This window comes from Vibrio sp. Vb0304 (assembly GCF_033338995.1).
GTDB classification, from domain to species: Bacteria; Pseudomonadota; Gammaproteobacteria; order Enterobacterales; family Vibrionaceae; genus Vibrio; species Vibrio alginolyticus.
In genome coordinates, this window is sequence record NZ_JAWOTT010000010.1 from 1 (window position 1) to 21,624 (window position 21,624).

Below are 21,624 nucleotides of genomic sequence, written 5' to 3' on the forward strand. Positions count from 1 at the left end.
ATTCACTTCCAAACTTTAGCATTTCTAACCTTAAACCTTGTGATTTGGTTACGTTTATCCTCTTGGCAACTAACGCTTTCTATACGGCGATTTGCCGTTTTTCTGGCAGGCTACCGCCTTCTTTCTTATCAAAAGCGCTATCAATCGTAGCACTTATATGCATGAAACAAATAGAAAAACAGTATGAATATGTGTGGTGGCGCGCGCAATTAGGCGGCGCACAGCACGCTAATTTCAAAAGTGGTGATACATTAACGGAGCTGTATAAATAAACAGGTTAATTTATCATGAAAAGTCAGTTTTTACTTAGTGTAAAAGAGCACATGCTTACTCGTCATTATGCGAATAAAACTATCGAAAGTTATCTATTTTGGATAAAACGTTTTATCACTTTTCACCAGCTCGCCCACCCATCAACACTAGCAGAAGATGATGTCATTCAATTTCTGAGTTACTTAGCGGTAGAAGAAAAAGTTGCGGTAAAAACGCAAGCTTTGGCGCTGAACTCAATATCATTTTTATATCGTGATTATTTTAAAACCCCACTATCACTTGATATGAGATTTCAGAAATCCTTGACCGAAAAGAAACTTCCCGTTGTGTTAACTAGGGAGGAGATCCGAAGATTCGTTCAGCATATCGACCCGAGGTATAGACTCCATATTCAGCTACTTTACGGCTCCGGGCTTCGAGTTATGGAATGTTTACGCTTAAGAGTTCAAGACATCGATTATGATTATGGTGCAGTTCGCGTTTGGCAAGGAAAAGGAGGTAAAAATCGTACAGTCACATTAGCCAAAGAACTACATGAACCACTCAAAGCTCAAGTTAATTTAGCAAGAAACTACTACTTTAAAGATAGGCACATGCCTGGTTATGCGGGCGTATATATCTCTGAAGGTTTACGACGTAAATACCCAAAAGCGGAGCTAGATTTTAACTGGCACTTTTTGTTTCCATCAACAAAGTTAAGCGCAGATCGAGACACTGGTGAACTCAGAAGGCATCATATCAATGAAAGCGCAATACAAAGAGCGGTAAAGCGCGCGGCAAGCGACGCAAGCATTGAGAAAACTGTAACTTGCCACACACTAAGACACAGTTTTGCCACGCATTTATTGGAATCTGGCGCAGACATTAGAACTGTTCAGGAACAATTAGGGCATACTGATGTAAAAACCACGCAAATCTATACTCACGTTATCGAGCGCGGGGCTGGCGGTGTGTTGAGTCCATTATCCAGCCTTTAGAAAAACAAAGCCACCTCGAAAGGTGGCTTTGCTTTACAACTCGTTATTGACGAACACCGAGTTTCACATTGCCTTTTGAATCAAACCAAAGTGCTTGCGAACGGCGACGTCCTATTAGTATCGGACCATCGTCATAAAAGAGAAAGTTCTTCCAGTGCTTTTTAAAAATAGACCATTTCGTTTCGATGACATTGTACTTCTCGTAGCAAAAGTAAACGGTTACATCGTCTTGCCAATCGATATGTGCCTCAGCTTCCGCTGGCATGTCAGGATCATCCGACTCCCACGCAGCCATCCAATCCACAGTTTCAGACCAATTCGCCTCGTTCATTGGCCAGTCTTGGGAACTTAGTCTATCCATATCAGGGCTTTGAGCACTGATATTTTCTTTCCAAAATTGTGCTGAGCGGGCTTGGCTCATCGGCTTAATAAAAGCCAAATCTTCTTCTGGCACAGGCATCGACTGATGCGTAAAAATCCATTTTCTTTGGTATTCGTCCAAAGGCAAATAAGACATTCAGTCTCCTTTATTACGATTTCAGCCAACCTTTCTCTGTGGCTTCTTCAATCAACTCTTTCGCTTTGTCCCATAAGGTAACAGAGCCAAATTCAATTCGTTTATTAATGGTAAGTGCTTGTTCGCGTGAGACACCATGTTCCTTCCAACTCTGACCATTATTATGGTAGTTCAAGAGCATTGGAATTAACCGATCGAGTGCTTTTGCATACTTAGCATCATCGGTCTGCGCGGCTTCAAATTCATGCCAAAGCGCCAATAGCTCTTGCTCCTGATCGCTGGGTAACATACCAAACAAGCGCTCTGCAGCTCTAATTTCTTTTTCTGCTTGCTCTTGAGACGCAGCAGTATCATAAACAAAGGTATCGCCCGCGTCGATCTCTACTACGTCATGTATCAATAACATTTTCATCACTCGGCAAATATCAACAGGTGCATTCGCATGCTCTTCCATCAATATTGCCATCAGTGCGACATGCCAACTATGCTCACCACTATTTTCGAGGCGCCCTTCAGCACTTTTAACTCGAGTTCGGCGCAAAATGCTTTTGAGTTTATCGAGCTCGATTACAAGTGCTAACTGCTTTTCCAATCGTTCCATACTATCGCCCTTCTTGCTGCCAATTCGGATTAATAAGCGACGTTAGAACGTGGTCTTGCCACTCACCATTAATCAAAAGGTAATCTTTTGCATACCCTTCTCGGTTGAACCCTACATGCTCTAGCACAGATTCACTGCGTTTATTGTGAGGCATGTAGCCAGCTTGAATACGATGCAGTTTCTGAACGTTAAACATGTAGTCGCAAGCCATGGTTAATCCACGACGCATATAACCATGCCCTTGCGCTTTTTCAGCGAGAGAATATCCGACGTTACAAGAATAAAAAGGAAAACGACTCAAACTACTAAAGGATATCGTACCTAGCATTTCACCCGAAGAGGCTCTGACTAAAAGGCAATAATACCCCAATCCCATTCGATGCAGCTCATTGAGCTTGATAAGCTTTTGCAACCAACCGTTCACTGAGAAAAAAGCCTCTTCACGTTTCGGTTCAAACGGTTTCAGGTATTCTCGGTTCGCTTGAAAATATTCGGCAATCATATCTGCGTCACCGATTTCAGCGGTACGAAGAAGCAAGTCACCGTCCAACATATGAACGGCGATAGATGAGCTGTTATCTTCCATTACAAATGATTAATTCCGTCTTTTCGTTCAATTCGATTAATTCTTACGGATACCGTAATCACGCAGTTTATTAGCGATTGAGGTATGCGATACATTTAAGCGCTTAGCAAGCTTACGGCTTGATGGGAATGACTGATACAAACGTTCCAGAACTTGAGATTCATAATCACGCATGATCTCATCCAAAGAACCGTCGATGTTAAGCGTTGCACTACCAGCGCCGACTGACTGAGGCTGAGGTAAATTGAAGTGACCCGCGTTTAGTATATCACCATCCATTTCCGTGAGCGCTCGAAGAACCATGTTATCCAGCTGGCGCATGTTTCCTGGCCACTGATAATTTGCAAGGGCATCAACTAGACCATCATCAAACTCTGGCTTATCAATCCCAAGCTGTTGAGCATGTTTCGCCACAAACAACTCAAGCAATGGTGCAACGTCGTTTGAGCGCTTACGTAACGGAGGAATGCTGAGCGTAAGTACGTTGAGACGATAATACAAATCTTCACGGAACATTCCTGCTTCAGAAAGCTCGGCAAGGTTATGTTTTGTTGAAGCGATGATACGAACATCGACATGCATCTCATCTTCTGCACCGACACGACGGAAATTACCATCTTGTAGAAAACGTAACAGCTTGATTTGAAGATGCGAACTCATTTCACCGATTTCATCAAGAAATACCGTCCCGCCATTTGCTTGCTCAAAGATGCCTTTGTGGCCTTGTTCATGATTAAATGAACCCGGCGCATGACCAAAAAGTTCGGTTTCTGCTACATCGTCAGGCATCGAAGCACAACTCAAAACTAGGAATGGCTTGCTCGCGCGGCTAGAACGGCTGTGGCAAGCTTTAGCAAGCATTTCTTTACCGGTCCCCGTTTCGCCCTCAATCAACAATGGTTGGTCAAGCACAGACAGCTTCTTAGCTTGGTTCATTAGTGCTTTATGACGGTTCGATATACCAACAAAGTGCTCAAAACCCAGAGGGTTATGCAGCGGTAGCGCTTCTTCAATTCTGGCAACTTGCTGACTAGAGCGAATCGTCATTAGAGTACTCGCTAGAGTCGAGTTTTGCGCTTCGTCTCGGATATAAACGGGCATCAACTCTAGAACATAGTCCAAGCCCTCAATCACAAGGTTTTCCCGTGTTCGGCCATTCACACCCTCAGACCAACGAGAGAAACGAACACTTGGTAACAAAGCACCGATTTGAGTACCAATCACTTCTTGCTTGTGAAGGCCAAGCAATGAAAGTGCAGACATGTTTGCCATGTCTACGGCACCTTTAAGATCAATGGCAAAAACAGGATCGGGCAAGTTATCAACTAACGAGAGCAGCTCCGTATTGTGGCGCTCCATCGGCATAAACTGGATTTTACGTACGTCTTTCACCCCCGGAATACGGCGGATTTCAGCCATCAGCTCACTAAACGTATCAAAATCAATATCCGGGCAATTCAAATAGATAATACCGCTAATATCGATTTCGATACCACGCAAGTCGATGCTTTTAGACGCTAAAATATCGAGCAGTTCTCGGGTCAAGCCGAGTCGATCTTCACATAAGACTTCAAGACGCACTTAAAATATCCCAATTCACAACTGTCAGGAAAAGTTGACAGTAGTTTCTATCATGCTTGGAATGGCGTCAAGCAATCCTATCCATCAAAGTTGATATTCGTTACGGTTTCATCGTAATTGATGCAACTTTCGCCGCCACTGCCTTGCGTATGGTGCCCAACTTAACCTGACGGTCAGGATACCAGGGTAGTGGACGCAATAAGGTCATCGCTTTCAAGCCCAAACGTGCCGTTAGAATACCAACACCTAGCCCCTGCCCCGCACGAGCAGAAACTTTGCCAGCAAGATCCATCGACATCAAATCCATACTGGCATCAATAGCGAGCTCACTGGCACCAGCCGCCGCCATATTGACAAATACCGCTTTTAGTAACTTGATGCGAGATGCATAACCTAGCTCTACCCCATATACCTTGGAGAGGTTGTCGATCATTTTGAAATTTCGCCAAGCCACCAGCAACATATCAGCGGCAGCCAGAGGGCTCACGGCGACTAGGGCCGCACACTCGGTTGCGTGCTGTGATACGATTTTCGTTGCCAACTTGTCTTGTTGGCTCACCACCATCGAGTCATACATATCAAGAATTTCAGCGTCACTATGAGCAGGGTTAATACTGTTCTGCCAACGATCAAAGCCCGGATTCTCTGCCATCACACCACTTTGTTCTGCTACGGTTTCGCAAAAGGCTTTCCCTTTCCCAACGCTCTCACTATTAACAAGTGCTTCTGCTTCTTCTTGAACACTAAAATGATTTCGTAGTTTTCGCAGTTTCCAAAGCTCTTTACCCATAGCTCCTAAACCAAGCGAAGCGATCGCAGCAATAAACCCCGTCCAGCTTAAGGCCAGCCAATCAGAAGCCTGAATTGCGGTTATAACCGAGTCCAACGCTTGCCAGCCAACCAAACCAGCAAAAGTTGCAAATGCGCCAGTCGCGAGCCATTTTCTGCCCGATTTTGGACGAATGACATGCTCGAGTTGCAATTCCTGTTCGGTCTCCTGGTGCGCTTCTTTAACTTCAACAGGTACAAATGTTTCTTTTTCGCCGAATGTTTGCTGCGCCGTCAACTCCGGTTGATTCGATTGCTGATCTTTTTCCATTACCTTTTCAGAGAAAACTTGTTTTTGCTTCAACTCACTCATTTCAATTTATCTCCAATCAGGTAATCCAGTGCTTTGTCTAAGCGTATGTGCTTCACTGGCTCATCATTCGGTGAGGGCATCGGACGAAACGACGTAAAATCAAACCCGTTGTTTTGCCAATAAGCTGCATTTGGTAGCTTTTTCGGCACCTCTCCGGGAAACATAGTCATCGGCTCACCACCCAATGTTGTTCCTTGTAACGCCGGGATGGTCTTATCTCCAGAGGAAATAAACCCCGTCGTGGTTGCTTGGATGGAAGCGATACTCATGCAGCTCATCTCAATATTCTCGTAGGCTGCCGTTTGCCATGCTGGATGCACCATTTGTTGGAGCAGAGACACCAAATTTGGGTGCTGATCGGGCGTGATATGATCCGCTTTTGTAGCAGCAAACAACACTTTGTCGATTTTTGGTGAGAACAAACGACGCAAAAAGCTACTACGACCATAGCGGAAGCTATGCATGATCTGTTCTAGCGCTTGGCGCATGTCGTAAAACGCTTCATCACCGGCATTGAGAGGCTGCAAACAATCCACCAGTACAATCTGGCGATCGAAGGTCGCAAAATGATGCTTATAAAACGCTTTCACTACTTTCTGTTGGTATTCCTGAAAACGGGCTTCTAGCATCGCTAAGTTACTGCCCTTGGGCGCTTTGCTTTCCGAATCAGCACGACACGGAAAAAACTGTAGCACCGGCGCGCCTGCTAGCTCACCAGGTAATACAAAGCGGCCAGGCTGAACCCAATGAAGGCCAGAGTCTTTACAAGAATGAAGGTACTCTGTGTATGTGTGTGCAACTTTCTCAAGTAGTTTCTCATTCACTTCTGCAAAGAGATCCACTTTCTCCAGTTCAGAAAGCCAAGCTTTGGCTAAATCGCCACGCTGGCCTTTAAGTGCATCAAACTGAGTTTGCGACCACGTTGCAAAGTCCATGTCCAATAAAGGCAGGTCGAGCAACCACTCTCCTGGATAGTCGATAATATCAACATTTAAAATTGCGGTTTTACTCAACAGCTTTTTCGTAGTTTTATTTGGTTTGTACTTGAGCGCTAAGCGAATCTCACTCACATCACGTGTCGGTACTGGCCACTGAGGTGGAGTGGCATGAATTTGGCTCATCGCCTCATCGTAAGCAAAGCGTGGCACCATCATATTCGATTGAGGCTCACGCTTCGCTCCAATAAGGCGCTTATCTCTAGCCGCAGTCAAAAGAGGCAAATTGTCATGGGTTGCAGTATGAAGAAGCTGATTCACTAATGACGTGATGAATGCCGTCTTACCGGCACGAGAAAGTCCGGTGACAGCAATTCGAACATTAGAGTCCATACCTCTGTTGATAAAGTCATTAACTTCTTTCTTTATTCTCTTCATTACGCTTCTTTATCTTACTCCACTTTAAAACAACGTTGTCAGCGACTTCGAATTTCGAGCTATGAATACTGTTCTATCCCGAATTCTATGAGTTTAACTTTATATACCTTAATAAAAGATGAACAAAACATCCGGCTTAATGCTGTATCAAAAAAGAAAAGCCCCTGAGTGGTTCAGAGGCTTACTTAATCTACAGCATTAGTTAATCTATATGCGCTGATTACTATGTTAAACAGGAACCCGCTTTCTTTAAGCCTAGTCGTCTTCGATCAACTTATAGATAACAAATAGAGCGATTTCTAAAATCAGCCACAACACACATGTGATGGTCACGTACTTTTCATCAAAGATGCTGATACCGTGAAGAATCAAGTCATAGCCAACAAAGCCACCTATCACTACAGCAAGAATAATTTGTAGAATCTGAATAAAACGAGGCATGCCGTCTCCTAATTATTGTTCGCATAACGTTTGATTGCTATGCCTAAAGGTTTATATCCTTAATTATATAGACAAAAAGTGCAGGTTTCGCTGCACTTTTGTCAATTGTTTGCTAGGTAAATCAGCACCTTGTCACATTCTCTCTACTGAGACGCAGCAAGATTGCCCTTTGCCTTATGCTTCCATCTCTTGAATTTTCACTTTCCAAGTGTCTGGACCAATTTGGTGCGCGTTAACACCATTTGAGTCGACAGCCACTGTTACTGGCATATCTTCAACTTCAAATTCGTAAATCGCTTCCATACCTAAATCTTCAAATGCGACAACGCGAGCTTTCTTGATCGCTTTCGCCACCAAGTACGCAGCGCCACCGACAGCCATTAGGTAAACCGCTTTGTGATTCTTGATAGATTCAACCGTTGCAGGGCCACGCTCAGCTTTACCGATCATGCCCATGATGCCTGTTTTTTCTAGCATCATATCGGTGAATTTATCCATACGCGTTGATGTTGTTGGGCCAGCAGGACCAACGACTTCATCACCAACTGCATCAACAGGGCCTACGTAGTAAATGAACTTACCGTTTAGATCTACACCTTCAGGCAGACCTTCGCCATTATCTAGCATGCCTTGAATACGTTTATGCGCAGCATCACGACCAGTCAGAATTTTACCTGATAGAAGAACCGTTTCGCCTGTCTTCCACTCTTGTACTTCTTCTTTAGTAATTGTATCTAAGTTTACGCGACGCGTATTTTCGCCCGCTTCCCAAGTGATGTCTGGCCAATCTTCTAGTTTAGGTGGTGTTAGCTCTGCTGGGCCGCTACCATCAAGCGTGAAGTGCACGTGACGAGTCGCCGCACAGTTCGGGATCAAACAAACAGGCTTAGAAGCCGCGTGCGTTGGCGCAGTTTTGATTTTAACGTCGACAACAGTCGTCAAACCGCCAAGACCTTGCGCACCGATACCAAGTTTGTTCACGCGATTGAAGATATCCAAACGAAGCTCTTCTTCTGCGTTTTGTGGGCCACGGTCAATAAGCTCTTGAATATCGATGTGTTCCATTAGAGATTCTTTTGCCAATACCGCTGCTTTTTCAGCCGTACCGCCGATACCAATGCCAAGCATGCCAGGAGGACACCAGCCCGCCCCCATTGTTGGTAGCGTTTTTTCTACCCACTCAGCAATATCGTCAGATGGGTTTAGCATCACCATCTTAGTTTTGTTTTCGCTACCGCCGCCCTTCGCAGCGATCTGAATTTCAACTTTATCGCCCGGAACCATGTTGATATGTACGACGGCAGGCGTGTTGTCTTTGGTATTAATACGTTTACCAGCAGGGTCCATAAGTACTGACGCACGCAACGGGTTATCAGGGTTCGTGTACGCTTGTCGAACACCTTCATCTACCATCTGCTGAACCGTCATGTCGGTCGAATCCCATTGCACGCCCATACCGATGTTGACGAAACACGTCACAATACCAGTATCCTGACAAATTGGACGGTGACCTTCTGCGGACATTCGGGAGTTAATTAGGATCTGAGCAATCGCGTCTTTCGCGGCTTGACTCTCTTCGCGGTGATAGGCTTTTTCAAGAGCTTGAACAAAGTCTAGCGGGTGGTAGTAAGAAATATACTGTAGCGCATCAGCGACACTGCTGATCACATCCTGCTTGCGTATTACCGTCATTACATGCCTCGTTATAGTTATGCTTCCATTATTGGCTTGGCTTCAATCGTGTTTGTTAAGCTTATTGCTCTTTTGAGCTTCGTTTTTTATAAACAATTGTCGAACGGCTGATATCGACACACGAAATGCTGAAGTTGCCTACTTGTAAACCATCTCAAAACCCTATGAATAGAGGGAGTTTGGCTACACAGAGGAATATGATACTCTTGCTGCCCATGACATGCCATGCAGTGAACGATCTCTTTGTCACAAATTACACAAATGAACAACATGGACAATCAATTCATTGATTTTAAAGCGTTGGAATACGCACCAGAGTTTGCTCTTCACCTTTTTTCTCGCATTCAACACCAGCCTTGGGCGATGTTGCTGCGTTCTGCATCAAAAACGCATATCGATAGCCGCTTCGATGTATTGGTTGCCAACCCAATTGCAACGTTAGAAACCACTGCCGACAACACACAAGTTGAAACGCCATCGAATGCCTATTCAACTCAAGATGACCCATTTGCGCTGCTTCATCAGATGCAAGAACAGTGGCTTCCTCACGTAGAGTTAAATAAAGAATTGGATTTGCCTTTTGTCGGCGGTGCGCTAGGTTACTTCAGTTACGATTTAGGTCGCCGCGTAGAAACGATGCCAGAAGTGGCAGAAAAAGATCTCAACACGCCGGATATGGCGGTAGGTCTGTATGAATGGGCCGTCGTTGTTGACCACAAGCTTAAAAAAGCATGCTTAGTCGGTCAGAACATCGAGCAAGCTTGGCAATGGTTAAACGAGCAAAAAGCAGAACAAACCGTTGACTTCGCTTTGTCTGGTGCTTGGCAGTCAAACATGACAAAAGAGAGCTACGCCACTCGCTTTGACAAGGTGCAAGAATACTTGTTGAGCGGTGACTGTTATCAGATCAATTTGGCGCAACGCTTTAACGCACCGTATCAAGGCAGTGAGTGGCAAGCGTATCTAAAATTAGAGTCCGCCAACCAAGCGCCATTTTCCGCTTTTATCCGTATGCCTGAGTCTTCGATTTTGAGTATCTCTCCAGAGCGCTTTTTAGAGCTCAAAGATCGCGTCATTGAAACAAAACCAATCAAAGGTACTCGCCCACGCAGCGAAGATCCAAAGAAAGATAACGCTAATGCCCATGACTTGCAGACAGCGGAAAAAGATCAGGCAGAAAACCTGATGATTGTCGATTTGCTGCGTAATGATATTGGTCGGGTTGCATCACCGGGTAGCGTTCACGTGCCAAAGTTGTTCGATATTGAAAGCTTCCCTGCCGTGCATCATTTGGTGAGCACCATTCGTGCAAATTTGGATGAACAATACGCTCCTGCGGATTTGCTGCGAGCGTGTTTTCCAGGCGGTTCAATTACGGGAGCACCTAAAGTTCGCGCAATGCAGATTATTGAAGAACTGGAGCCGCATCGACGCAGCGCGTATTGCGGCAGTATTGGCTACATTTCACGCCATGGTCGTATGGACACCAGCATTACTATCCGAACTCTTGTAGCGGAAAAAAACAAACTTTACGCTTGGGCTGGCGGCGGCGTCGTGGCAGATAGCGATTGCGCCTCTGAGTATCAAGAAACGTTGGATAAGCTTTCAAAGATTTTGCCAGCGCTGCAATCGTAGGTTTCAACAGCACACAACGCCGCTTTAATGCTATTGACGAAAACAATCTAAAACGCCTCCAGAACGGATAATGCCGCTCATTTAACAGCGAGTGGCATATTTCTGTATCTCATCACCCTGCACAGCGACGAAAGAGCGTGATACAGGTTCTTCTATTCAAGCACTTTGTGGTCAAATTTGTTTCATTATCCGCTCGGCGTGCTGCTACTAGATTCTTAGTCTCGCCAAGGCTCGCTAGAATGACCCAAAAAACATCGTTAAATGATCGGCATTATCCGGTGTGGTGCGTTTTTTTGTGTGTTTTATTTGCATGTACTTTAGCTTTTAGCCGTTGGCCAACAAACATACTTTTTAAGAGGCAGCGTCTACTGCTCAAGCCACTTACACATAATCTGTTCGATATCGGTTGCGGTGTACGGCTTAGTGAGGATGTCGTCCATGCCTGAATCAATGCACTTTTGACGCTCTTCGATGGTAGTGCCAGCGGTTAATGCAATAATAGGATGAGTAAAGCCACGCTCTCTCAGATACATCGTCGCCTCATAACCATCCATTTCAGGCATTCGGCAGTCCATGAATATCAGTTCGTAGTCTTTACTTTTCACCGCTTCTAATGCTTCTTTTCCGTTGGCTTTTAAATCAGGTGTAATGTCGAGTTTTTTCAGCATTTGAGTAACAATGACTTGATTCATTCTGATGTCATCAACCACTAATATTGAGCGTCCTGCTAAATCGCTTCGCTCTATAGTGACCAATTCCCCCTCTGCTGTGCCTTGTGCTTGCCCTTCCTCAAGAGGAATAGCAACTTTAAAAGTTGTCCCTTTGCGCTCTTCACTCTCAAAGCTAATTTGACCTTGCATCAAATCCACGAGGTTTTTACAAATCGCGAGACCTAAACCTGAGCCTTCAAAGCTGCGTTTCGCCGAGCGATCAACTTGGACAAATGGGTCAAAGAGTGACGGCTGTGCTTTTATTGGGATGCCAATACCAGTGTCTTCAACCTCAAAATAAGCCGTGCCGTTAAGCCATTCCACACGTAACACGACACCACCCAAGTGAGTAAACTTAATCGCGTTTCCCACCAAGTTAACCAAAATTTGTGTAATGCGCTCTAAGTCACCGACTAAAAATTCAGGGATCCCCAGCTTTTTGTCGATAGAGAAATGGATGCGTTTTTCCGCAGCCTTAGCTGCAAATACACCCATGATGGCTTTTTCAAGCTCCTCCCAGGCAAAAACTTTATGTATGATTTCCATCATACCGGCATTCATCTTACTGAAATCAAGAAGATCATTAATGATAACTCTCAATAAGTCCCCTGATTGAGTCAAATTGCTCAAGTATTGACGCTGCTCTTCTTCTAATTGGGTTCGACTCAATAACTCCGCACTACCCAATACGCCATTGAGAGGAGTTCGCAGCTCATGGTTAATCATGGCGACAAACTCCTTCGTCGCTTTTTCTGATTCCTCAGCCCGCTTTCTCAGCTCGACCTCTCGCTCTAAACTTAAGTGTCGACCAATAACACCATGAACTAAGTCAGACACGAGCTCCATCTGTTTGGAAATAAAAGACTGATCGATTTGATCTTGCAACACGGAGAAAATCAACTCCCCAACCGTTTCCCCATCAATGATAACTGGCAAATGCAAATTCTCTCCCTGCCAATTAGGAGTGGTGAAAATCTCGTTGTTATGACGAAGCTGTAAGTGACCAAAGTGATGACGACGCAATGAGCTCAGCTTTGTAGCGTCAAGAAACAAGTAAGCCGCAGAAATGATCGAGTTAGAAGTGAGCTGCTCAATAAAGCTCGCTATCATTGCTTCATCGAACGTGCTCGATAAAAAAGTACGACCGAACTTAATCAACGTCGCATCAATTTGCTCTTCAAACTCAAACTTACGAAGATCCTTTTTAGATTTCAGCTCCAGCTTTTTCAATGCAACACTGAGTTGCTGGTTGGATTCATATAACTCTAAGCTTTTCTGTTCCAACAGCTGCTCAGCTGCTTTTCTTGATGCAACTTCTCGTTTGAGTTTCCTTTCTAATGAGGAACTTCCCGTCATATCGTTCTTATTGAGCCTCTAACCAAAAACGTACTTTGCTACCATCTTCTGACTGATTTTGATGTTTGATATGAACTACCTCACCAAAATGCGCAGCACAGCCTTTTATCAATCCTAAGCATACGTGAGACATACATCTTGCGCTGTGGTAGTCAAATACCAATTGGGATTGATTTTCACTAATGAAATCAAATTGCGGAGGGTTAGCATCAGGATAGAGCTTCTTAACTTCGACATGAATAAAATCTTCAACATGGCGAACAAATTGAAACGTCGTTTCACACTGTTGCAAACTGGCGTGACTAGGAATGGAGCGAAGTAAATTCAAAAAGACGCACTCTCCAAACACTTCTTGCAGTTGCTCGGGGGGAACACCAGATACTTTACTGAGATTCACGATCAACTTAACCAAGTCTTTGTGATCGTAACTACCAACAGCGGTGTAAACACCTTCATCGTTAGAAAGATCGAGAACTTGGTCTAACACATCAAGACCGAATTTCTCTTCTACTAACTCCATGAACTCGGTGAAAATAATCCCTTTCATTGGCCAATACTTGTCCTATAGTGACGTCCTAAAATAAAGAATGGTGTATAACCTTATAAGTTTCAAATTAATATGTTCAAGCAGAGTGAGACACACAACACAAAGAGGGAAAGTGCTGGCGAGTGCTTTAATGCGAATGTTTTATTTGGTAACCAGTAACGATAACGCCATACGCTTTGCCGTCTTTGAGTATAATAAATAATGGTTAGGCACGATAAATAAGGACTCAGTTTGGTTATCGACAAAACTCATTTACTACAGAACTTTCAATTTCGGCTTCCAACGGGCTACCACAAAGAGTCCCTTGCACGACTGAAATGGATGAAAGAAAAGTCCCTGAGAGATGCGGCAGTCTTAATCGGTTTTGTGGAACGCGATGACGGGTTACAAGTCATTCTGACTAAGCGTGCAGCCCACTTACGCCATCATCCGGGACAAATCAGCTTTCCCGGTGGCAAATATGAGCAGGAAGATATTCAGCTCGTGAATACCGCTTTAAGGGAAACCAAAGAAGAAGTTGGGATAGAAGATGAGCATATTCATGTGTTTGGTCAACTGCCTACACTACCAACGATTAGTCAATTTAATGTGACACCTTTTTTGGCTTTTGTTTCTCCGGAATATAAAACGCATATTGACCCAAATGAAGTAGAGTCAGTTTTTGAGGTTCCTGCCAACCATATTCTGAACCCCAAAAAATTGTATAGCACCAAATTTGACCTAAAAAGAAGCAGTCATCGTGTATTTGCTATCCCATATAGACAGCATTTCATCTGGGGCATGACGGCACAAATTATCGAATCAATGCAAAAACATATTATTTCACATTAAACAGTTGTTGATATCGGTGCTTTTATAGGCGCGATCATTATGCGCATCAATATTAATAAAACGTTGCTTCATAAACATTCATTCACATTAGATTAATTTTCCATTTTCACCGCAAACGCTTGCGGTGAAATAAATTTATACAAACAGCCCTATTGATAAGTTTTTCTAATTTTACTCATTAGCAGAAATCACGAGTAGCACATCATTTTCGTGATAAAAAGCAGGTTTTTGACATATCATTCAATAAGCGTAAGCAATAAATGATTTAGATCTAATTTTCCTAGTGTAAAATCTTGCAAAATTACTCCCGACTTATTTCCTGTTCCCAAAATGAGTAACTAAAAAATGAATACAACTACTTCTGCGGTTTCTACCGCACAATCGTCTAGTAAGTTTTCTTACAAAGACTTTACCTGGTGTCTGTCCCTTTTTGGTACGGCAGTAGGTGCAGGTGTACTGTTCCTTCCTATTAAAGCAGGTGCAGGTGGCTTCTGGCCATTAGTAATCCTAGCCCTAATCGCAGCACCAATGACTTGGTTCGCACACAAATCTTTAGCTCGTTTCGTTCTTTCTGCGAAAAACCCTGAAGCGGACATCACCGACACAGTAGAAGAGCACTTTGGTAAGACTGGCGCAAACCTTATTACGTTCGCTTACTTCTTCGCTATCTACCCAATCGTACTTATCTACGGTGTTGGTATCACAAACACAGTTGACTCTTTCCTAGTTAACCAAATGGGCATGGAATCTATTCCTCGCTGGCTACTTTCTGGTGCACTTATTGCTGCAATGACAGCAGGCGTAGTATTCGGTAAAGAGCTTATGCTGAAAGCAACTTCAGCAATGGTTTACCCTCTCGTGTTCATCCTACTAGCACTGTCTGTATACCTAATTCCTGGTTGGAACACTTCAATGATGGAAGTGTCACCTGACTGGGGTGCAATGCCAGCTATCGTTTGGCTAGCAATCCCTGTTATTGTGTTCTCTTTCAACCACAGCCCAATCATTTCTCAGTTCTCTAAAGAGCAACGTCGTGTATATGGTGATGACGCAGTTAAGAAAACTGACGCTATCACTGGTGGCGCAGCAATGATGCTGATGGGCTTTGTTATGTTCTTCGTTTTCTCTGTTGTACTTTCTCTGTCTCCAGAGCAACTAGCAACGGCGCAAGAACAAAATATCTCTGTTCTCTCTTACCTAGCAAACGTGCATGAATCTCCACTGATCTCTTACATGGGTCCATTGGTTGCTTTCGCAGCGATCACCTCTAGCTACTTTGGCCACTTCTTAGGTGCGCACGAAGGTCTAGTTGGTCTAGTGAAATCTCGTTCAAAATCACCAGTAAGCAAGATCGAGAAGATGTCTCTAATCTTCATTGTAATCACAACTTGGATCGTTGCTATCGTTAACCCAAGCATCCTAGGTATGATTGAAACAATGGGTGCACCAATGATTGCGGCAATCCTATTCTTGATGCCAATCTTCGCAATGCAAAAAGTTCCTGCGATGGCTAAGTACAAAACTTCAGCACCTGTGCAAATTTTCACAGCAATCTGTGGTCTTGCTGCAATTAGTTCTGTAATCTACGGCGCTCTTTAATCATCTCTGCCCAGTGCAGTATGATTAATCCAAAAATATAACGATAAAATTAAGCCTCCCAACTCCCCTTGGGAGGCTTTCTTCTGAGGTAATCGATATGATTAGTGTTTTTGATATCTATAAAATCGGTGTTGGACCTTCAAGCTCACACACTGTAGGCCCAATGAAAGCGGGTAAAGAGTTTATTGATGATCTTCGTGCAATGGGAAAACTGCGCGACATCACTAAAATCACCGTTGACGTTTATGGATCACTATCACTGACAGGGAAAGGTCACCACACAGATATTGCTATCATCATGGGTCTTGCAGGCAACACTCCTGAGAAAGTTGATATCGATTCTATCCCGGGCTTTATCGCTCGTGTAGAAGAAACTGAACGCCTTCCTGTTGGCATGCACTGTCACACAGTATCGTTCCCACGTGAAGGTGGAATGAACTTCCACAAAACAAACCTAGAGCTACACGAAAACGGCATGCAGATCCACGCGTGGATCGAAGACGAAAAAGTGTACTCAAAGACTTACTACTCTATCGGCGGTGGTTTCATCGTTGATGAAGAAAATTTCGGTAAAGAAGCTGAGAACCCAGTAAAAGTACCTTACCCGTTTACAACGGCAGAGGAACTGGTTAACCAATGCCACGAAAGTGGATTGTCCATCAGCGCACTAACCATGAAGAATGAGCATGCGCTTCATTCAGATGAAGAAACTCGTACTTATTTCGCGAACATCTGGCGCACAATGCGCGAGTGTATGGATCGCGGTATGAATGAAGAAGGTATTTTGCCTGGTCCACTACGCGTGCCTCGTCGTGCAGCAGCACTTCGCCAGCAGCTACTTACTTCAGAAAAGACGACAAACGACCCAATGTCTGTTGTTGATTGGGTAAACATGTTTGCTTTCGCAGTAAACGAAGAGAACGCAGCAGGTGGCCGCGTTGTTACAGCACCAACTAACGGTGCGTGTGGCATCATCCCTGCGGTACTGGCTTACTACGATAAGTTCATCCAAACTGTGACTGAAAAAGATTACATCCGTTACTTTGCGGCTTCTGGCGCAATCGGTGGTCTTTACAAGCGCAACGCGTCTATCTCTGGTGCAGAGGTTGGCTGTCAGGGTGAAGTTGGCGTGGCATGTTCTATGGCAGCAGCAGGCCTTGCTGAGCTTATGGGTGGTAGCCCAGAGCAAGTATGTATGGCAGCAGAAATCGCGATGGAGCACAACTTAGGTCTAACGTGTGACCCAGTTGCAGGTCAGGTTCAGGTTCCATGTATCGAGCGTAACGGTATTGCGGCAGTAAAAGCAATCAACTCAACTCGCATGGCACTACGTCGCTCTTCAGCTCCAACTGTTTCTCTAGATAAGGTTATCGAAACCATGCTAGAAACAGGTAAAGACATGAACGCGAAATACCGCGAAACATCTCAAGGTGGTCTAGCAATCAAAGTGATTTGCTAATACGACTTTCTGAATACCAATCAAAACCCGAGTTTATGCTCGGGTTTTTTTATACCCCAAAAACCTAGGAGAATACGTTATCAGGACAAGTAAAAAAAAACCTAAAACGTTGAATATATCCAAATATTATGGATATCTCAGTAAAAAATCACATCTCTTCCCTAGCTTTATTGATAACGTAGCCAAAAATTAAACTTGGAGCACATCAACACATGATTAGGTTTGAAATTGGAAACCAAATCTGCGTTTGCTTGTCCGAAAACGAAATATCTCTAGAGCTCAATCAGTCACTCCACCACTCCATTCCTGTCAACCCAAATGAGTACGCCATTCTGTCAACTATCGCCACATACGGCAGTTTAAATACGCCGATTAGTCAGCGGTTAATAGAAAGCAAAATCACTCAACAATACAAAATGACACTGCCTGAAAATGGCTTTAAAAACGCGGTGGCCGCTCTAAGAAAGAAATTTCGCAAGCTCACGGAAGAACATTTAACCACTAACAAAAACATTATCGAAAACATTCACCGGACCGGATACTTCATTCCTTTTACTATGCAAAATAACCATCAGAATGGCATCGAACATCAACAGAAGATCAATCAATACACAACCAATAGTCTTCGCAAAGCGCTTCGTATTTGCCTGCGTAATAAAAAGATCTATTCAGAAGCAATGTGGGTTGTGTTGATCACTGCGATCATTTTCTTTGCTATCTGTTACTACGCGATAAACAGCATCGTTAAACATAATTATCTGGATAACGCCTTCGAAATTGCAGAGAACCTTTCCCGCAGGAGTTGCTTTGCTAATGAAAGCGAACTGAAGTCACTATTTGATAATGTGAAGTTGGTGGAGTCGAGCATGATGCTAGATCGTTTCAATATTCGATGCTTAGTCACTCCAGAAACCGTTGTCCCTGTCAGCAAAAAAGCGTTTGAAGAGTGGAGTAACAATAGCAATTACACTACCCAATCATTTGACTTAAATAACGCAACTGTTTTGGTTCGTGTTAAAAACATTAACTTATCCGACAATGTTGAAAATCATATTTCACGTTTTTTTCTTTCCGGTATGAAGCTATCAACGAATACCGGAACGTCGTTAGAGATTGGTAACACCAATGAACGCTTTTTCAATTATCACGTAAAGAATAGTGGCTATAAAGAGGTGTATTACATCTCTGGGCCGTTTCAAAGTATCATTCTACTGAGCTTACTTTTTCTCATTATACTGCGTCACCGCTCCCTACAAGCCTTTATGGCTTACTTGTGCGCAATTCGACAGTTCAAAATAAAACTGGAGCCGATTTATAACACTTCGGCACAAAAGATTGTGCACTACGAAGCTCTCTCCCGGTTTAAGGTAAAAAATACGCAACGGTTTATTGAAACACTGATCCGCAATGGATTGCTGCTAACTCATACCTTACTGGTGATTGATTCCATCTACACCAAACAAAAAGCGTTGCCCATCCCTATCAGCATTAACGTTTGTCCTTCTTTGCTGCGAGGGCGTAACTTTTCAATCCTATATAGAGAGCTATCTAATCGGGATTGCCGTTTGCTGACAATCGAAATCACAGAAAATGCATCGATGTACTATACCTCTGAGATTTATGACAATGTCGCGAAACTAAAAGCTCTGGATTGTAAAATCAGTATTGATGACTTTGGCACCGGCAATAATAATGTGGCGCTTATCAGCAAGCTGAATCCGGACTACCTCAAAATCGACCGAGAATTTGTTATTGGCCTAAAATCTGATGATAAAAAGATAGAAACCTTGCGTCAGTTAATTGCTATGGGCAATACGTATCGCTGCACGGTCATTGTTGAAGGCGTAGAAACGGCAGACAGTGCTCACTTACTCACAACATTGGGCGCCTATATTCACCAAGGTTATTATTACCCTCTTCATTGCTAGCTTTTCTTCACTCGGTTAGTTACTTAAAATAGATCTAATACTCTATAAAAACTCGTGGTGGCATAAAGGTATGCCGCCAATTTGTGATTGAGCGATGATTGCGATTAAACCCACCAAACTGAAAGATTTTTCAAGTTTGATGCAATTGGATGTGCAAGAAGAGCAAAAAGGATTTTTTACACCGTTTGAAATGGCTTATCAAAAACGTAGTAAGTCAGAGGCGTTCTTTACGATTTATTCTGATGATCTATTAGTAGGCTATCTTGTTATCGATAAAGGTTTCTCCCAACATGCGCCGTTTGCTAAACGATACGAACTGGAGCTTAAGTACTTGATGATTGATCAACGTTTCCAACGTCAAGGGGTTGGGAGTGAGGCATTGCGTAAACTGTTCCTTTATGCGTATACCATTAACCCTAAAAGCACCTCTCTTTGCGCCACTGTTCCACAAAGTCAGCAATACGCTATCAGTTTTTTTGATGCGTGCGGATTCATTAATACAGAGGAAACAACATTGGGTGATAATGAAAAAGAATGGATTCTACGACACCCATTAAGCTAACTGGTGAAGCATAATCAAAATTGGGCCATTCAGATACAACAAAGGCAAGCTTCTCGCTTGCCTTTGTTTAATGCTCAATAGAAAGTGACTTATTCGCCTTTGTAAATACAACCCGCTGTGCACGTTTCTTTGATTTCTACTTTACTTAGCAGTGGTAAGCTTGGCTTAAGCTGCTGCCAAATCCATTTTGCTAACACTTCGCTAGTCGGGTTCTCTAACCCTTCAATGTCGTTTAGGTAGTAATGGTCTAAGCGATTGTAAATTGGTTTAAACGCAGCTTTGATCTCTGCAAAATCCACTACCCAACCTGTATGTGGATCAACTTCACCTTCTACATAAAGACGAACAAGGAAAGAGTGTCCGTGCAAACGACCACACTTGTGACCTTCTGGTACGTGTGGCAAATGGTGTGCTGCTTCGAACATAAACTCTTTGTATATTTCTGACAAATGGGATGACAACTTCATAAACCTCTGTTTTACATAGACTTTTACAGCACTCAAATAGTGTACACATGAACTCATATACACGCCTATATACACACTGTATTTTTTCGTGCTCCCCGATATACACACAAATCGGCGTGATTTAAGAAAAGGATCGGGCAAACACGAAACGATAATGTGGTCATTATCGTCGGCTAAGAGGCAATGCGCAAGTGAGTTAAACTGATATACACAACATCCGGCCACCAGCTATACACACACCAAAAAGCACAAAAAAAGGGAGCACTTTCGCGTTCCCCTTTAATCAATAAATTAGAATCATATCTATCAGAGATAGTGGCCGGATTGCCACGCAAAGCATATCTGTTACGACTCTTCTTTATTGCTATTGTTGATAAACTTGGCTGCTTCAAGCAGCTTGGCCGCCTTCATCACTGTTCGCTGAATAAACTCCTTCGCAGCTTCATCCAAAGCTTCACATTCCATAAGCGTAGCGACCACTCTAAGGTCATTTGACGTATATTTCATTTTTTTCTCCTTAAAAGCCGAGTGGTTTACTGTCAAATAATTTACCAAAGAATTAGCAAGTTCTAAATAATGAAAAACAAAAATAGATTGGCTACCGACATAAGTGAAATTACTTAACGAAATATGCGTCTAATTTCGCGAATTTCATAACAAATCGGAAACGCGCATAAGCTACCAGACCACTGTTTATATATCCAGTTCTTTTTGGCTATTTAGAGGTATTTTTTTATACATATTTGATAAAAAGCAAAAAGCCGCAATTTAGCGGCTTTTTATGGTATTTAGATGTTTCTTAGCGCTCTGAAACGGCATATTCTTCGAATTTCGGCTATTGCTGCGCTGGTGGAATCACCCTTGATTTTCTCGTAGATACAGTCATCGGTTTGGGCTGCAATTTTGGCTTGAGCCTCTTCTATCTGACGCTCAATTTTGTCTCGATCAAGGTTAGTAACCAAATCACCATGAACACCCAACTCAACCTCATAGAACTTGCAAACCTTATACTTTTCGATTTGCTCTTTTAGCTCCACCTCACGCATTGCACTATTAAAGTCAAGTTCCGACTTACCAAAGCCATGCATTTCAGCAACTTTGGCTCTGCCATATTCAAGCGCTTCTTCATCCGACAAACCATTATCAACACCTTGCGCAACATTGATTTTAAAGTCACGCGAGTACAGTTTGCTCTCCATCAAACGTGCATAATGATAATCATACGGGTTTCGTTGTTCCGTTACCGTCGGGCAACGTGGTAGTTGCGCTGCGGTGGCGCACGACGCGCCACCAGCTAAACCCAAAATCATTGCTGTTAAAATGCTTTTACTAGCGATCATTTTAGATC

Annotated in this window: 21 protein-coding genes; 8 read left to right on the forward strand and 13 right to left on the reverse strand. The window is 43.4% G+C overall.

Annotation, left to right across the window (positions count from 1 at the left end; genetic code table 11):
* Positions 1–272, forward strand: a 272-nt coding sequence (locus R7P35_RS13495) for a hypothetical protein (RefSeq protein ID WP_318092199.1), incomplete at its 5' end; no start/stop codon positions are given.
* A 15-nt stretch (positions 273–287) separates the two neighbouring features.
* Positions 288–1,250, forward strand: a complete 963-nt coding sequence (locus R7P35_RS13500) for an integron integrase (RefSeq protein WP_017636093.1) — start codon at positions 288–290, stop codon at positions 1,248–1,250.
* A 43-nt stretch (positions 1,251–1,293) separates the two neighbouring features.
* Here the strand turns inward: R7P35_RS13500 and R7P35_RS13505 are convergent, their stop codons facing one another.
* The 8 genes from R7P35_RS13505 to R7P35_RS13540 all read right to left on the reverse strand — a co-directional run bounded on the left by R7P35_RS13505 (position 1,294) and on the right by R7P35_RS13540 (position 9,182).
* Entirely contained in the window at positions 1,294–1,767 is a 474-nt protein-coding gene (locus R7P35_RS13505) for a DUF2947 domain-containing protein (RefSeq protein WP_017636094.1), read from the reverse strand.
* A 13-nt stretch (positions 1,768–1,780) separates the two neighbouring features.
* On the reverse strand, positions 1,781–2,368 hold the full coding sequence (locus R7P35_RS13510; protein ID WP_005376917.1) for an HD domain-containing protein: 588 nt from the start codon (positions 2,366–2,368) through the stop codon (positions 1,781–1,783).
* Between the two features lies 1 nt (position 2,369).
* Positions 2,370–2,954: a ribosomal protein S5-alanine N-acetyltransferase gene (gene rimJ / locus R7P35_RS13515; protein WP_025767303.1), complete on the reverse strand. Its 585-nt coding sequence runs from the start codon at positions 2,952–2,954 to the stop codon at positions 2,370–2,372.
* A gap of 36 nt (positions 2,955–2,990) precedes the next feature.
* A complete protein-coding gene (tyrR, locus tag R7P35_RS13520; protein ID WP_025767302.1) occupies positions 2,991–4,535 on the reverse strand; it encodes a transcriptional regulator TyrR in 1,545 nt (514 codons plus the stop codon).
* A 100-nt stretch (positions 4,536–4,635) separates the two neighbouring features.
* Entirely contained in the window at positions 4,636–5,676 is a 1,041-nt protein-coding gene (locus R7P35_RS13525; RefSeq protein ID WP_025767301.1) for a YcjF family protein, read from the reverse strand.
* Positions 5,673–7,049 (reverse strand): YcjX family protein, encoded by a 1,377-nt coding sequence (locus R7P35_RS13530; protein WP_005376907.1) that lies wholly within the window; start codon positions 7,047–7,049, stop codon positions 5,673–5,675. Before R7P35_RS13530 ends, R7P35_RS13525 begins: the two co-directional genes overlap by 4 nt.
* Before the next feature lie 255 nt (positions 7,050–7,304).
* Positions 7,305–7,490 (reverse strand): hypothetical protein, encoded by a 186-nt coding sequence (locus R7P35_RS13535; RefSeq protein ID WP_005376906.1) that lies wholly within the window; start codon positions 7,488–7,490, stop codon positions 7,305–7,307.
* Between the two features lie 174 nt (positions 7,491–7,664).
* Entirely contained in the window at positions 7,665–9,182 is a 1,518-nt protein-coding gene (locus tag R7P35_RS13540; RefSeq protein WP_005376905.1) for a fumarate hydratase, read from the reverse strand.
* Between the two features lie 270 nt (positions 9,183–9,452).
* Between R7P35_RS13540 and pabB the strand changes: the two genes are divergently transcribed.
* Positions 9,453–10,817, forward strand: coding sequence for an aminodeoxychorismate synthase component I (gene pabB / locus R7P35_RS13545; RefSeq protein ID WP_042522775.1), 1,365 nt, complete (start codon positions 9,453–9,455; stop codon positions 10,815–10,817).
* A gap of 365 nt (positions 10,818–11,182) precedes the next feature.
* On the opposite strand, the gene R7P35_RS13550 is transcribed toward pabB, so the two are convergent.
* Positions 11,183–12,883: an ATP-binding protein gene (locus R7P35_RS13550; RefSeq protein ID WP_005376903.1), complete on the reverse strand. Its 1,701-nt coding sequence runs from the start codon at positions 12,881–12,883 to the stop codon at positions 11,183–11,185.
* A 7-nt stretch (positions 12,884–12,890) separates the two neighbouring features.
* On the reverse strand, positions 12,891–13,430 hold the full coding sequence (locus tag R7P35_RS13555; protein ID WP_005388282.1) for a heme NO-binding domain-containing protein: 540 nt from the start codon (positions 13,428–13,430) through the stop codon (positions 12,891–12,893).
* 231 nt (positions 13,431–13,661) lie between these two features.
* On the opposite strand from R7P35_RS13555, the gene R7P35_RS13560 reads away from it, so the two are divergent.
* The 5 genes from R7P35_RS13560 to R7P35_RS13580 all read left to right on the forward strand — a co-directional run bounded on the left by R7P35_RS13560 (position 13,662) and on the right by R7P35_RS13580 (position 19,809).
* Positions 13,662–14,261, forward strand: coding sequence for a CoA pyrophosphatase (locus R7P35_RS13560; protein WP_005376901.1), 600 nt, complete (start codon positions 13,662–13,664; stop codon positions 14,259–14,261).
* A 345-nt stretch (positions 14,262–14,606) separates the two neighbouring features.
* The gene (locus R7P35_RS13565) at positions 14,607–15,860 is read left to right on the forward strand and encodes an aromatic amino acid transport family protein (protein WP_005388284.1); all 1,254 of its coding nucleotides are present in this window, start codon (positions 14,607–14,609) and stop codon (positions 15,858–15,860) included.
* A gap of 97 nt (positions 15,861–15,957) precedes the next feature.
* A complete protein-coding gene (locus tag R7P35_RS13570; protein WP_042522776.1) occupies positions 15,958–17,319 on the forward strand; it encodes an L-serine ammonia-lyase in 1,362 nt (453 codons plus the stop codon).
* Positions 17,320–17,531: 212 nt separating this feature from the next.
* Positions 17,532–19,247 carry an EAL domain-containing protein gene (locus R7P35_RS13575; RefSeq protein ID WP_042522777.1) on the forward strand — a complete coding sequence of 572 codons (1,716 nt, stop codon included), beginning with the start codon at positions 17,532–17,534 and terminating at the stop codon, positions 19,245–19,247.
* A 94-nt stretch (positions 19,248–19,341) separates the two neighbouring features.
* Positions 19,342–19,809: a GNAT family N-acetyltransferase gene (locus R7P35_RS13580; RefSeq protein WP_017636099.1), complete on the forward strand. Its 468-nt coding sequence runs from the start codon at positions 19,342–19,344 to the stop codon at positions 19,807–19,809.
* 89 nt (positions 19,810–19,898) lie between these two features.
* On the opposite strand, the gene queD is transcribed toward R7P35_RS13580, so the two are convergent.
* The 3 genes from queD to R7P35_RS13595 form a co-directional block, all read right to left on the reverse strand.
* Entirely contained in the window at positions 19,899–20,276 is a 378-nt protein-coding gene (gene queD / locus R7P35_RS13585; RefSeq protein ID WP_085344009.1) for a 6-carboxytetrahydropterin synthase QueD, read from the reverse strand.
* 345 nt (positions 20,277–20,621) lie between these two features.
* Positions 20,622–20,783: a hypothetical protein gene (locus R7P35_RS13590; protein ID WP_153904392.1), complete on the reverse strand. Its 162-nt coding sequence runs from the start codon at positions 20,781–20,783 to the stop codon at positions 20,622–20,624.
* 281 nt (positions 20,784–21,064) lie between these two features.
* Entirely contained in the window at positions 21,065–21,616 is a 552-nt protein-coding gene (locus R7P35_RS13595) for a hypothetical protein (protein WP_053318072.1), read from the reverse strand.
* Positions 21,617–21,624 lie beyond the last annotated feature (8 nt).

Excerpts from the sequence above, each read along its gene's own strand:
- R7P35_RS13500 (WP_017636093.1), top strand. The coding sequence starts at position 288 with ATGAAAAGTCAGTTTTTACTTAGTGTAAAAGAGCACATGCTTACTCGT.
- R7P35_RS13505 (WP_017636094.1), bottom strand. The coding sequence starts at position 1,767 with ATGTCTTATTTGCCTTTGGACGAATACCAAAGAAAATGGATTTTTACG.
- R7P35_RS13510 (WP_005376917.1), bottom strand. The coding sequence starts at position 2,368 with ATGGAACGATTGGAAAAGCAGTTAGCACTTGTAATCGAGCTCGATAAA.
- rimJ (WP_025767303.1), bottom strand. The coding sequence starts at position 2,954 with ATGGAAGATAACAGCTCATCTATCGCCGTTCATATGTTGGACGGTGAC.
- R7P35_RS13525 (WP_025767301.1), bottom strand. The coding sequence starts at position 5,676 with ATGAGTGAGTTGAAGCAAAAACAAGTTTTCTCTGAAAAGGTAATGGAA.
- R7P35_RS13530 (WP_005376907.1), bottom strand. The coding sequence starts at position 7,049 with ATGAAGAGAATAAAGAAAGAAGTTAATGACTTTATCAACAGAGGTATG.
- R7P35_RS13535 (WP_005376906.1), bottom strand. The coding sequence starts at position 7,490 with ATGCCTCGTTTTATTCAGATTCTACAAATTATTCTTGCTGTAGTGATA.
- R7P35_RS13540 (WP_005376905.1), bottom strand. The coding sequence starts at position 9,182 with ATGACGGTAATACGCAAGCAGGATGTGATCAGCAGTGTCGCTGATGCG.
- pabB (WP_042522775.1), top strand. The coding sequence starts at position 9,453 with ATGGACAATCAATTCATTGATTTTAAAGCGTTGGAATACGCACCAGAG.
- R7P35_RS13550 (WP_005376903.1), bottom strand. The coding sequence starts at position 12,883 with ATGACGGGAAGTTCCTCATTAGAAAGGAAACTCAAACGAGAAGTTGCA.
- R7P35_RS13555 (WP_005388282.1), bottom strand. The coding sequence starts at position 13,430 with ATGAAAGGGATTATTTTCACCGAGTTCATGGAGTTAGTAGAAGAGAAA.
- R7P35_RS13565 (WP_005388284.1), top strand. The coding sequence starts at position 14,607 with ATGAATACAACTACTTCTGCGGTTTCTACCGCACAATCGTCTAGTAAG.
- R7P35_RS13570 (WP_042522776.1), top strand. The coding sequence starts at position 15,958 with ATGATTAGTGTTTTTGATATCTATAAAATCGGTGTTGGACCTTCAAGC.
- R7P35_RS13575 (WP_042522777.1), top strand. The coding sequence starts at position 17,532 with ATGATTAGGTTTGAAATTGGAAACCAAATCTGCGTTTGCTTGTCCGAA.
- R7P35_RS13580 (WP_017636099.1), top strand. The coding sequence starts at position 19,342 with ATGATTGCGATTAAACCCACCAAACTGAAAGATTTTTCAAGTTTGATG.
- queD (WP_085344009.1), bottom strand. The coding sequence starts at position 20,276 with ATGAAGTTGTCATCCCATTTGTCAGAAATATACAAAGAGTTTATGTTC.
- R7P35_RS13590 (WP_153904392.1), bottom strand. The coding sequence starts at position 20,783 with ATGAAATATACGTCAAATGACCTTAGAGTGGTCGCTACGCTTATGGAA.
- R7P35_RS13595 (WP_053318072.1), bottom strand. The coding sequence starts at position 21,616 with ATGATCGCTAGTAAAAGCATTTTAACAGCAATGATTTTGGGTTTAGCT.